This window comes from uncultured Hyphomicrobium sp. (assembly GCF_902826555.1).
In the GTDB taxonomy this organism is placed as follows: Bacteria; Pseudomonadota; Alphaproteobacteria; order Rhizobiales; family Hyphomicrobiaceae; genus Hyphomicrobium_C.
In genome coordinates, this window is sequence record NZ_CADEFI010000054.1 from 8,412 (window position 1) to 19,594 (window position 11,183).

Sequence of the window (11,183 nt, forward strand, 5' to 3'; positions counted from 1 at the left end):
TCGCCGTAGTAGGCCGGCGCATAGATGCCGAAGCCCGGGAAAAAATGATGGTGATGGTGGCCGATGTGGGCCGGGTGCATATGACCCGCGTACACAACGTGACCGGACGTATGGGGGCCGGATATATGCGGGCCAGCCATATGGACTCCGACAGGTCCGCCGCCGGCATACATGCCCTTGGCTTGTGCAGAGGCCGTTACGGCCGCCGCGCATAGCACTGCCGTCAGCGCCACGACGGCGCCTTTCATTGTCGTCATGAGATATCCTTTCCTGACTCGGCGACGGCGCTTCTCAAGGGGCGTGCGGACATCGCACGCTCGTGTGCGCTCGTCGTGCGGGGGCGCGCCCCGGCGCGCGGCCTCGCCCCTAATACGAGCGGCGGGCCGGTCTGGTTGCTTTACTTTTTGGACAACATGGCGAGCCTGCGGGGGCTTTCGCTCGAGTGCTCGCCACGGAGAAAAAATCGCGCGCGTCGAGTTGCTGTTCGGATAGTGGTGCGGCTGCACTAGCGGGAACGCGCGAAGCACTTTGACATGGGGTGTGCACGGCAGCACGGAGCAACCCCATGTCAAAGACCAAGGACCGCTTCTATGTGTACGGCGCACCGGTCAGCTTCCTCGTCGAATGCTATCGCTATCGGATGAACCGGCGTTTGCTCATTCTCTCTCTCCCCAAGGGGCATACGGCCCAGGTGATCAAGCTCGCGGAGTGGAAGGCTTCGCGCGAACTGCCGAACTAGGGGATCGGCATTCGCCTCGCTTTTGGTTTCGCCGGTGAAGGGCCGGCGGAGCCCGGGGAGCGATTGCGGGCTTCTCGAGCGACGCAACTAGAGTGCGAGCGCCTGCCAGATGGCGACAAGGGTTTGCCACAAGACTCTGCCGCCGATCAGAACAAGGGCGACGGCGAGGCCCAAAAAACCAAGCCCCGTGATCAGCCACGCGAGCATGCCAGCCCGTGTCGGCAGTTTGGACGCGTCGAAGTGATCGCCGAATAGCAAGAACGGCAACCCGATCACGAACAGGATGCCGCCCATCAATGCGATCTGACCTTCATAACTGAGGTTCATTAGGGCCGACCTCGCTCGCTCTGCCTTGGGACTTCCCGCGCGGGTCATGCAGCGCGCCGTATCTGCGATCCCACGCTTATCCGCCAACTGACGATGCGCAACTCACAAGTCGCCTTAAGGTTGCGTGGGTGCCGGTTTTTTCATGGGGCGCGGGAGGCACAATGCCGGAAGTGATGGTGCCGCAAACAGGACTCGAACCTGTGACCCCGTCATTACGAATGACGTGCTCTACCAACTGAGCTATTGCGGCTGCCCGCCTCCGAAGCCGTCCAATGGGCCCGGAAGGGCGCCTTGATAGGCTGAATTCGCCCCCTGTTCAAGGCCGAGTTGCGAGCGGGGCGGTGCGGCCCTCGGTCTGGTGCCGCAGGGGTGCGCGCCGAGCGTAGGCGTGGGAACCCTCCTTGGGTGCCAACGCGTTAACACGGCACGGTCCTCTCGCTCCAGCGTATCAAAAGGGGGAGCAGCCATGCCGTCGCGGAACCCGGTTCTGGACGATCTTATCCTGCGCATGCGCCAGCCCATCAATCTGCAGGACACCGCAGAGGAGGAGGCGCTGCGACTCATGGTGCGGCTGGGGCTCGGGCACCCCATGACGCTCGCGGCGGCGATGAAGGTGGTGGCGTCCGAGATGCCGCACGGGCGCGTCCGCGAGATCGAGGCGACGGCGCGTGCGCTTTACGCCAAGCTGCTGCGGCGGCACGACACGTCCGGGACAAGGCAGTGAGTGACCTCAATCAAAAAGAGCTGCCCGTCAGTCCAGCTGCCAGACGGAGGTGCGTTTGATCTCGGCATCCTCCAGCTCACGCGTGACCGGCACCTGATACTCGGCGGCGAGCGTGAAACGCCCGGCGGGGAAGTAGCTGCGTTTCGGGTCGCCAATCAGAACACGCGCTCCGCCGGCCGCGGCCTGCTCGATGTAGGCGGTGACGCGGGCCGCAAGCTCACGTTCGTAGAAGAGGTCGCCGACGAGGACCACGTCCGCGGGCTCCGGTGCATCGGCGAGGAGATCGTCGCGCGTCGTGTCGAACGTGACGCCGTTCGCTCCAGCGTTGAGACGGACGGCGGCAATGGCCAAGGCATCGATATCAGCCGCAAGCACCGAAGCGGCGCCGGCCAGCCCTGCTGCGATGGCGGTGAGCCCGGATCCCGTGCCGAGGTCCACGACCCGTTTCCCGGCCACGAGCGCCGGGTTGTCGAGCAGGTAGCGGGCGAGGGCCTGGCCGCCCGCCCAGGCGAAGGCCCAGTACGGCGGCGGGACATTCATCTCGCCCAGCTCCTCCTCGGTCTTTTGCCAGATGGGCACGCTTTCCTCGGCAAGGTGCAGGCGGATCTCCGGAACGAGCGGCGGCGTGAGGAGGCGCGTGTTGGCGACGATGAACGCCTCGGCGGCATGGGGATCTTCGACGGGTGAAAGCGCGGGCATCCGTTATTTTTTCTTGGCGCGCTTCTGCGCCGCGAGACCGCCCATGCGGCAGACCTCGGCCCATTCAGCCTCGGTCACCGGCTGCACGGAGAGGCGCGCCGTGCGGACGAGGGCCATGCCGGAGAGGCGCGGGTTGGCTTTGACGTCGGCCAACGTGACGGGACGCGGTACGGGCTCCACGGCGCGGACGTCGACGCATTTCCATTTGCCGGTGTCGTCGGTGGGATCGGCGTGCGCGAGCGCGATCACCTGGCAGATGCCGACCACCTCCTTGCCGATGTTCGAGTGATAGAAGAAGCCGAGGTCGCCCACCTGCATGGCTTTCATGTTGTTGCGGGCGGTGAAATTGCGCACGCCGGTCCACGGCTCGCCCTTGGCGCCTTTCTTGACAAGGTCGTCCCAGGAGAAGGCGTCGGGCTCGGACTTCAGAAGCCAATAGGCCATCGCAGTGCTCGTCTCGTGCTGGTGCGGTTTGTGCGCGACCTTACGCCAAATTCGAGGTGGCTCAAGGCCGCAAGCGCGCGCTCGACCGCGGTCTGCGATCGCGTCGAACCTCAGTCCTCGGCCTTGAAGGGCCGGCTCATGAGGCCCGTGATGGCGTCGTCGACCGTGATGCGGCCCTCGATGATGGCGTGCACCGCCGTGGTGATCGGCATGTCGATGCGCTTTTCCTGAGCCAGGCGTACGACGGCGGCGGCCGTGTACACGCCTTCGGTGACCGAGACGCGCGCGCCAAGCACAGCCTCCAGCGTCTCTCCTTGGCCAAGCGCGCGGCCGAGGCTCATGTTGCGAGACTGGGGGCTGCCGCAGGTCAGTACGAGATCACCAAGACCGGAGAGGCCCATCATGGTCTCGGGGCGCGCGCCCAGCGCCCGGCCCAGGCGGCGCATCTCGGCAAAGCCGCGCGTGACGAGGGCCGCGTGCGCGCTGGCGCCGAGGCCTTTGCCGTCGACGATGCCGGCGGCGATGGCGAGCACGTTCTTCAGGGCGCCGCCCAGCTCCACGCCGGCGATGTCGTCGGACCAATAGATGCGCAGCTGGCGGTCGCCGAGGCTCTCGACCAAGAGCTTGCCGAGGCGCTCGTCGCGGCAGGCGAGGGTGAGCGCGGCCGGGAGCCCGCGCGCGACATCAGCGGCGAAGCTCGGCCCCGACAGCACGGCGAGCGTCATGTCCGGGGCGGTCTCCGTGACGACCTCGCCCATCAGTTTGCCGCTCGCCTGCTCGATGCCCTTGGCGCAGACGACCAGGGGCTGTCCGGCGCGGGCGTGCCGGGAGAGGACGGACGCGATGGCGCGCACGTGCTGGGCGGGAGAGACGAGCAGGATGGCGTCGGCGGACGCGCAATCCTCCAATCTCTCCGTTGCCGTGAGGCGCGGATCCAGCGAAATGCCGGGCAGGAAGGCCCGGTTGACACGGCGCGTGTTGATGTCCGCGACCGTCTCGGGCTCGCGCGCCCAGAGCACGACATTGCGGCCGGCCAGCGTCAGGGTTTGTGCCAGCGCGGTGCCCCAGGCGCCGCCGCCGATCACACCGACGCGTTCCATGCTCATGGCGTTATGCCCTCTCTCCGCAATCGCCTACACATAGCATGGCGCGTCCTTGAGACGCTTGCATGGCGGGGCGTTTTCAACCGTCGCCGCGAGACCAGCGGCCGTTGGTTACCACGCCGGGCGTCCGATTTGCGTTCGGCCAGCGGGGCGGGCATTAATGGCGCCGTCTTTGCCTTTCCGTTTCCGGCCCGTTGGCCGCCCTAACACTCGGAGCCCTCGATTTGCAAGCTCGCACCCTCCGCATCGGCACGCGCGGCTCACCCTTGGCGCTGGCGCAAGCCCACGAGGTGCGGGCGCGGCTGATGGCGGCCCATGGGCTGGCGGAGAACGCGTTCGAGATCCGCGTCTACAAGACAACCGGCGATGCGATCCAGGACCGTCCGCTGGCCGAGGTGGGCGGCAAGGGGCTGTTCACCAAGGAGATCGAGGAGGCGCTGATCGCGCGCGAGATCGACCTCGCCGTGCACTCGATGAAGGACATGCAGACGCAGCTGCCGGATGGACTCCTGATCGGGTCCGTTCTGCCGCGCGAGGACGTGCGCGACGCCTTCATCTCTCTCAAATACGCTTCGCTCGCCGAGCTGCCCCATGGCGCGGTGGTCGGCACATCGAGTTTGAGGCGGCAGGCGCAGGTGACGCGCATCCGGCCCGACCTCAAGGTGGTCGGTTTCCGCGGAAATGTGCAGACGCGGCTCAGAAAGCTTTCCGAGGGCGTGGCGGATGCGACGCTGCTCGCGTGCGCGGGGCTGAAGCGGCTTGGGCTCGCCGAGCGCATCACGTCGGCCATCGAGACCGACGTCATTCTCCCTGCCGTCGCGCAAGGAGCCATCGCGCTCGAGATCCGCGAGGACGACGATGAGACGGCGGCACGGATCGCCCCTCTCAACGATGCGACAACAGCGGTGTGCGTGACGGCCGAGCGCGCCTTCCTCACACGCCTCGAAGGTTCATGCCGGACGCCGATCGCGGGACTCGCGAACCTTTCCGGTGGGGTGCTCACGTTGCGCGGCATGGTGTTCTCGGTCGATGGCGAGCAGTGTTTCGAGATCGAACGGGAGGGACCGGCCGCGCCCGCCGCCGCACTCGGACAATCGGCGGCCGATGCGCTGCTCGAACTGGGCGCTCACGCCCTCCTGACGCGACCGCTCTGATGCACATCCTGTCAACGAGGCCCGACACGGGGGCAGAGCCGGATCCGCTCGTAGCTGCGTTGCGCGCCCAGGGCCACCGCGTCACGCAGGCGCCCCTGCTCTCGGTGGTGCCCGTAGGCGGCATGCCGACGCTCAACGGGGTGCAGGCGCTGATCGTGACGAGCCGCAATGGCCTCAAGGCGGTGGCGCCGTTTGCGGGCACCGCACTCGGGCTGCCGCTGTACGCGGTCGGGCCGGGGACGGCCGCATTGGCGCGGAGCCACGGTTTTCGCACCGTCATCGAAGGGCCAGGGACCGGGCGAGCTCTGGCCGAGATCATCGCCAGCGAGGCCGATCCCGCGGCGGGCGCGCTCGTGCATCTTGCCGGCGAGACGCTGGCTTTCGACCTCAAGGGGGCGCTGGAGGACCGAGGATTCGCGGTTCGTACAGAGATTGTGTACAGGACGGAACCGGCGGGCGCGTTTCCCGGCGAGGTTGCTGAAATGTTTCGGCAGGGAGGCTTCGACGCTGTCGTGCTCATGTCGCCGAGAACGGCCAAGGTCTACGCGACCCTGATCGGCCACGCCGATCTCGGGGGGCAGGCCCGCAGAACGGTCCATTTCTGCCTTTCCGACGCGGTCGGTCAGGAACTGATCCCCCTCGGCGCCGTAAGGATTGCGGTCTCCCCCTTGCCCAACTCAGAAGAAATGCTTGCCCTCATCGCCCGCGAGGCGTCAGAATCCTCATGAGGCCCCTCTCACCCCCCGAGACCGGCCGCAAGCCCCTGGAGACCCTGCTTCCATGATCGACAAGCCCGATCCGAAGGATGCTGGCCGCAGCGATGCCCCCGGCGCGAAGCGTCCGCATGCGACGCTCGACCTCAAGGCCACGGAGGTGAAGCCGCCGTGGCAGGCCTCCGCAGCGAGCACATCCGCATCGAGCGCCTCGTCGTCGTCCGGTCCGGCAGCGACAGGCAGCAGCGCCGCTTCCACCGACAAGCCGGACGCGAGCGTGCCCGGCGCAACCTCCGCCGCCGAAAAATCGGCTCCAGCCAAGAGCGCCGCAGAGGCTGCGGCCAAACCGGCGGCTCCGAATGCAACGGGGAAGGCGGACGCAACGGCGAAGGCCGCTTCCAAGACGAGCAGCGGCGGCGCATCGGCCGGCAGCTTCTTTTCCCATCTCGCGGCCGGTGTCATCGGCGGCGCGCTCGTCTATGCCGGCACGGCCGCCCTCGGACCGAAGCCGTCCACGGTACAGACCGGCGTGACCGAGCAGCTCGCGGCGCGGGTGTCCGCGCTCGAAGCCAAGGGCGGCGCGGATCTCGACGCACTCAACGCCAAAATCGGCGATGCGGAGAGCCGGCTTGCGAAGCTCGACGAGCTTTCGCAAAGCCTCACCCAACTCCGCGACGCGCAGGGAGCGCTCGAAGCCCAGACGAAAACCTTGAGCGAGGCTAGCCAGCGCAGCGACGGCGCGGCCGAGGCCGAGCGGATCGGGAAGCTCGAAGAGCAGCTCAAGTTGATCGCGTCGGGCAGCACGAGCGCGGAGGGAGGCGTGCCGCAGCTAGCCGCCATCTCCAGCAAGATCGCCGATGTCGAAACATCGCTCGCGGGGCAGATCGCGGAGCTGCGCAAGGGGTTGCCGACCGATGTTACGACGCGCATCGCCTCGACGCAGGAGTCGAGCGAGGCTGCACGGGCGGCGGCAACGCGCCTCGACCGTGAGCTTTCGCAGGTGCGCCAGGAGCTTCAGCGCGGAACGCAAAAGGCCGATACCGCCAAGGCCGACACCGACCGGCTCGCGGCGGACGTCGAGGCGTCCAAGGCCGAGACGGCGAAGCTTTCGAGCTCCATCGGCGAGTTCAGAAGCTCCATCGACTCGCAGCTCAAGTCGTTTGCCAAGCCGCAGGACGTGACCAATGCCGTCGGCCCGGTGAACAGCAAGATCGCCGAACTCGAGCAGACGCTGAAAAGCGTGGTCAGCAACGAGCAAAGCCGACGTCAGAACGCCGAGCGGATCGTGCTTTCGCTCGAGCTCTCGAACCTCAAGCGTGCGCTCGATCGCGGGCAGGGGCAAGGCTACGCCGCCGAGCTTGAAGAGGTGCGCAAGGCGTCCGCCGGGCAGCTCGACCTGGCACCGCTCGAGCGCTTCAAAAATACGGGCGTGGCGACGGTGGCGCAGCTCAAGTCGGAGTTCCGCCCGCTCATCAGCGCCGTTATCGACGCTGACCTCGAGCCCTCCGACGGCTCGGTGATCGATCGCCTGCTGGCGGGCGCAAAGTCCGTCGTGCGCGTGCGCAAAGTCAGCCACGAGGCGGACGACACGAGCACGGAAGCGATCGTGGGGCGCATGGAAGCGGCGCTCAACGACGGCCAGCTCGGAGAAGCGCTGGCGCAGGCCAAAAACCTGCCGCAACGCGCACGCGTGCCGATCGACGACTGGCTGATCAAGCTCACGGCCCGCGACACGGTCGACCAGGCGATCGCCGCCGTGGAGACGAAGCTCAAGGCGTCGCTCGCAGGCGCTCCCGAAACGCCGGCGCCCGCAGCGCCCGCTCCCGTCCAGAACTGAGAGGATCGCGACCGATGACGCGACTCGTGCTTTTCCTTCTCGGCGTGATCCTGCTCGCCAGCGGCCTCGCCTGGCTCGCGGACCGGCCGGGCTCGCTGCTCATCACATGGCAAGGCTACGAGATCGAGACCAGCGTGTTCCGCGCGGTGATCCTGTTCGCGGCCGTGATCGGACTGGCGCTTCTCGCGTGGGCGGTCATGAGCCAGATCTGGTCGAGTCCCGCGGCCGTCAGCCATTTTCTCACGCGCCGCCGGCAGCGGCGCGGCCTCGATGCGCTATCCTCCGGCATGATCGCCATCGGCGCCGGCGACCGCTCGACGGCCACGCGCTATGCGCTGCAGGCCCGTAAATCCCTGCCCAACGAGCCATTGACTCATCTTTTGCGCGCGCAGGCGGCGCAGCTTTCCGGCGACAAGGCGACGGCGCGGCGTATCTTCGAGGCCATGCTCGCGTCGCCCGATACCGAGCAGCTTGGGCTGCGCGGGCTTTTTCTCGAGGCCGGGCGCGAAGGAGAACGCGAAGCGCAGCAGCAGTTCGCGGAGCGGGCGCTGCGGCTCAACCCGAAGCTCTCATGGCCGGTCGAGGCGCTGTTCGAGTTGCAGTGCAAGGCCGGCGACTGGGCCGGGGCGCTGGCAACGCTGGCGCTTGCCAAGCGGCACGGCCATGTGGAACGGCCGGTGGTCGACCGGCGCCGGGCCGTGCTCCTGGCGGCACAAGCACAGGCGCTGGAAGAGGACGATCCCGAGAAGGCGCTGACGCTGGCGCTCGAAGCGCACGGGCTTGCGCCTTCGCTCATTCCGGCGGCGGCGGTGGCGGGACGCCTGCTTGCCGCGCGCGGAAACACGCCGCGCGCCGCCAAGATCATTCAGAAGACATGGACCAAGGCGCCGCACCCGGAGCTGGCGACCGCCTATGCCTACGCGCGCATCGGCGATAGTCCGCGCGACCGGCTCGACCGCGTGAAGCATCTGTTCTCGCTCAACCCGATGTCGATCGAAAGCTCGATCGCGGTGGCCGTCGCGGCCATCGAGGCGCACGATTACGCTGAGGCGCGCCGCATCCTGCAGCCGTTTCTCGAGCAGGGGCTAACGCGACGCGTTGCGGCCCTGATGGCGCGCATCGAAGCCGAGGAAAGCGGCGACAAGGGACGTGCGCGGGAGTGGCTGGCGCGCGCCGTGACGGCGCCGCGCGATGCGGCCTGGATCGCCGACGGCGTGACGTCCGACCGCTGGGCGGCGATCTCGCCGGTGTCCGGCGTGCTGGACGCGTTCGAATGGCGCGTTCCCGCGGACGAAGCAGAGGGCGGCGAGGAGCGCATTCTGGGCGCGGATCTCACCGAGTTCATCGCGTCGGGCGAGCCCGATACCGTGATCGTCAAGGCGGAGCCTGTGGTGGCGGTGCCGGAGGCGAAGCCGCAGCCCAAAGCTGCCGCTGCCGAAGCGCCTGCTGCAGCGGCGACCGTCGCGAAAGAGGCTCCCACAACGGCAGCCCCGGCGGAGCCGACGTCGAAGCCCGCCAAGCGCGCGCCCGATCGCAGCCGCGAGGCGGAGCCGCGCACCGAACGCACGAGGATCTTCACATCGCCGCACGCGCCCGACGATCCCGGGCCTGCGGCCGACGAGGAAGAAACTCCCCCGACCGGACTCGGTCTCAGGGCGACAGCCGGCAGCTTGAAGCCGGGCTTGACCTGATTTCCTGCCGGTCCCGGCCCCTTTGCTTGATCTCGGTCAAAATGCAGCAAATCGCATTCGACCAAGGGGGAAGTTGTCGCTCGCCTTGCGAGTGCCCATAATGCCGAACCAGAACAATAAATCGATCCGGGAGGATTAACGATGTCGGAGAAGGCGTATGCCGTCACGCCCGAATGGGCGAGCCGTGCCTGGCTCGACGATGCCAAATACAAGGCTCTCTACGAGCAGTCGGTGACGGACCCGCAAGGCTTTTGGGCCGAGAACAGCCGGCGCCTCGACTGGATCAAAGCGCCGACCAAAATCAAGAACACAAGCTTCGGGCCGGGCGACGTCTCTATCAAATGGTTCGAGGACGGAACGCTCAATTTGTCGGCGAACTGCATCGACCGGCATCTCGCGACGCGCGGCGATCAAGTGGCGATCATCTGGGAGGGCGACGACCCGACCGAGGATCAGACCATCACCTACCGGCAGCTGCACGAGCGGGTCTCGAAGTTCGCCAACGTGCTCAAGGCGAACGGCGTCAAGAAGGGCGACCGCATCACAATCTATCTGCCGATGATCCCGGAGGCGGCATATGCGATGTTGGCATCCGCCCGCCTCGGCGCCATCCATTCGATCGTCTTCGCCGGCTTCTCGCCGGACAGTCTCGCCGGGCGCATCGAGGACGCGGGCTCGACGTTTATCATCACCGCCGACGAAGGCGTGCGCGGCGGCAAGACCGTGGGTCTCAAGAAGAATACCGACGAGGCGCTCAAGAAATGCGCCAAGGGCGGCGAGAAGGTGCTCGTCGTGCGCCGGACGGGAAATCCGGTGGCATGGACGGGTGGACGCGACCTGTGGCTGCACGAAGAGCTGGAGAAAGTCACCGCCGACTGCCCGCCGGTGGAGATGAATGCCGAAGATCCGCTGTTCATCCTCTATACGTCGGGCTCGACAGGAAAGCCCAAGGGCGTGGTGCACACGACCGGCGGCTACCTCCTGTTCGCGGCGATGACACATCAGTACGTGTTCGACTACCACGACGGCGAGATCTATTGGTGCACGGCTGACGTGGGCTGGGTCACCGGGCACAGCTACATCGTCTACGGACCGCTCGCGAATGGCGCCACGACGCTGATGTTCGAAGGCGTGCCAACCTACCCCACGGCCTCGCGCTTCTGGCACGTGGTGGACAAGTGGAAGGTGAATACGTTCTACACGGCGCCGACGGCCATCCGCTCGCTCATGGGCGCGGGCGACGATTTCGTGACGCGCGCCGACCGTTCGTCGCTGAGGCTGCTCGGCAGCGTCGGCGAGCCGATCAACCCGGAAGCCTGGGAGTGGTACTACCGGGTGGTCGGAGATAGCCGCTGCCCAATCGTGGATACGTGGTGGCAAACCGAGACCGGCGGCATCCTCATCACGCCACTGCCGGGCGCGACGGTGCTCAAGCCGGGCTCCGCGACGCGGCCGTTCTTCGGCGTGCAGCCAGCGCTGGTCGACGAGAAGGGCGGCGTCATCGAGGGCGCGACGCAGGGCAACCTGGTGCTGCTCGACAGCTGGCCCGGACAGGCGCGCACGCTCTACGGCGATCATGACCGTTTCGTGCAGACCTATTTCTCGACCTATCCGGGTACCTACTTCACCGGAGACGGATGCCGCCGCGACGAGGACGGCTACTACTGGATCACGGGACGCGTCGATGACGTGATCAACGTCTCGGGGCACCGCATGGGCACTGCCGAGGTGGAGAGCGCGCTGGTCGCCCAT

General features: G+C 67.1%; 12 protein-coding genes and 1 tRNA gene. 7 read left to right on the forward strand and 6 right to left on the reverse strand.

The genetic code is table 11. The features are described from left to right. Nucleotides 1–257 (reverse strand): hypothetical protein (locus QZV93_RS16290; RefSeq protein ID WP_295559683.1); only part of this gene is annotated, 257 nt, incomplete at its 3' end. Nucleotides 258–565: 308 nt separating this feature from the next. Between QZV93_RS16290 and QZV93_RS16295 the strand changes: the two genes are divergently transcribed. Beyond that, nucleotides 566–739: a hypothetical protein gene (locus QZV93_RS16295; protein WP_295559684.1), complete on the forward strand. Its 174-nt coding sequence runs from the start codon at nt 566–568 to the stop codon at nt 737–739. 87 nt (nt 740–826) lie between these two features. Here QZV93_RS16295 and QZV93_RS16300 read toward each other — a convergent pair whose 3' ends face one another. Beyond that, nucleotides 827–1,066: a hypothetical protein gene (locus tag QZV93_RS16300; protein ID WP_295559685.1), complete on the reverse strand. Its 240-nt coding sequence runs from the start codon at nt 1,064–1,066 to the stop codon at nt 827–829. A 174-nt stretch (nt 1,067–1,240) separates the two neighbouring features. Continuing rightward, nucleotides 1,241–1,316 (reverse strand) — tRNA-Thr (locus tag QZV93_RS16305). A 216-nt stretch (nt 1,317–1,532) separates the two neighbouring features. Between QZV93_RS16305 and QZV93_RS16310 the strand changes: the two genes are divergently transcribed. Continuing rightward, complete coding sequence (locus QZV93_RS16310) at nt 1,533–1,790, forward strand: hypothetical protein (protein WP_295559686.1); 258 nt, start codon at nt 1,533–1,535, stop codon at nt 1,788–1,790. Between the two features lie 27 nt (nt 1,791–1,817). Here QZV93_RS16310 and QZV93_RS16315 read toward each other — a convergent pair whose 3' ends face one another. The 3 genes from QZV93_RS16315 to QZV93_RS16325 all read right to left on the reverse strand — a co-directional run bounded on the left by QZV93_RS16315 (nt 1,818) and on the right by QZV93_RS16325 (nt 4,039). Beyond that, complete coding sequence (locus QZV93_RS16315) at nt 1,818–2,489, reverse strand: 50S ribosomal protein L11 methyltransferase (protein ID WP_295559687.1); 672 nt, start codon at nt 2,487–2,489, stop codon at nt 1,818–1,820. A gap of 3 nt (nt 2,490–2,492) precedes the next feature. Further along, nucleotides 2,493–2,933 carry an EVE domain-containing protein gene (locus QZV93_RS16320; RefSeq protein ID WP_295559688.1) on the reverse strand — a complete coding sequence of 147 codons (441 nt, stop codon included), beginning with the start codon at nt 2,931–2,933 and terminating at the stop codon, nt 2,493–2,495. A 110-nt stretch (nt 2,934–3,043) separates the two neighbouring features. Continuing rightward, on the reverse strand, nt 3,044–4,039 hold the full coding sequence (locus QZV93_RS16325; RefSeq protein WP_295559689.1) for an NAD(P)H-dependent glycerol-3-phosphate dehydrogenase: 996 nt from the start codon (nt 4,037–4,039) through the stop codon (nt 3,044–3,046). A gap of 221 nt (nt 4,040–4,260) precedes the next feature. On the opposite strand from QZV93_RS16325, the gene hemC reads away from it, so the two are divergent. The 5 genes from hemC to acs all read left to right on the forward strand — a co-directional run. Then, entirely contained in the window at nt 4,261–5,190 is a 930-nt protein-coding gene (gene hemC / locus QZV93_RS16330) for a hydroxymethylbilane synthase (protein WP_295559690.1), read from the forward strand. After that, nucleotides 5,190–5,918 (forward strand): uroporphyrinogen-III synthase, encoded by a 729-nt coding sequence (locus QZV93_RS16335; protein WP_295559691.1) that lies wholly within the window; start codon nt 5,190–5,192, stop codon nt 5,916–5,918. The genes hemC and QZV93_RS16335 overlap by 1 nt, the downstream gene beginning before the upstream one ends. Before the next feature lie 52 nt (nt 5,919–5,970). Beyond that, nucleotides 5,971–7,740 (forward strand): hypothetical protein, encoded by a 1,770-nt coding sequence (locus QZV93_RS16340; RefSeq protein WP_295559692.1) that lies wholly within the window; start codon nt 5,971–5,973, stop codon nt 7,738–7,740. Nucleotides 7,741–7,754: 14 nt separating this feature from the next. Further along, nucleotides 7,755–9,431, forward strand: a complete 1,677-nt coding sequence (locus QZV93_RS16345; protein ID WP_295559693.1) for a heme biosynthesis HemY N-terminal domain-containing protein — start codon at nt 7,755–7,757, stop codon at nt 9,429–9,431. Nucleotides 9,432–9,572: 141 nt separating this feature from the next. Beyond that, on the forward strand, nt 9,573–11,183 hold a 1,611-nt coding region (acs, locus tag QZV93_RS16350), incomplete at its 3' end, for an acetate--CoA ligase (RefSeq protein WP_295559694.1).

Excerpts from the sequence above, each read along its gene's own strand:
- QZV93_RS16295 (WP_295559684.1), top strand. The coding sequence starts at position 566 with ATGTCAAAGACCAAGGACCGCTTCTATGTGTACGGCGCACCGGTCAGC.
- QZV93_RS16300 (WP_295559685.1), bottom strand. The coding sequence starts at position 1,066 with ATGAACCTCAGTTATGAAGGTCAGATCGCATTGATGGGCGGCATCCTG.
- QZV93_RS16310 (WP_295559686.1), top strand. The coding sequence starts at position 1,533 with ATGCCGTCGCGGAACCCGGTTCTGGACGATCTTATCCTGCGCATGCGC.
- QZV93_RS16315 (WP_295559687.1), bottom strand. The coding sequence starts at position 2,489 with ATGCCCGCGCTTTCACCCGTCGAAGATCCCCATGCCGCCGAGGCGTTC.
- QZV93_RS16320 (WP_295559688.1), bottom strand. The coding sequence starts at position 2,933 with ATGGCCTATTGGCTTCTGAAGTCCGAGCCCGACGCCTTCTCCTGGGAC.
- QZV93_RS16325 (WP_295559689.1), bottom strand. The coding sequence starts at position 4,039 with ATGAGCATGGAACGCGTCGGTGTGATCGGCGGCGGCGCCTGGGGCACC.
- QZV93_RS16335 (WP_295559691.1), top strand. The coding sequence starts at position 5,190 with ATGCACATCCTGTCAACGAGGCCCGACACGGGGGCAGAGCCGGATCCG.
- QZV93_RS16340 (WP_295559692.1), top strand. The coding sequence starts at position 5,971 with ATGATCGACAAGCCCGATCCGAAGGATGCTGGCCGCAGCGATGCCCCC.
- QZV93_RS16345 (WP_295559693.1), top strand. The coding sequence starts at position 7,755 with ATGACGCGACTCGTGCTTTTCCTTCTCGGCGTGATCCTGCTCGCCAGC.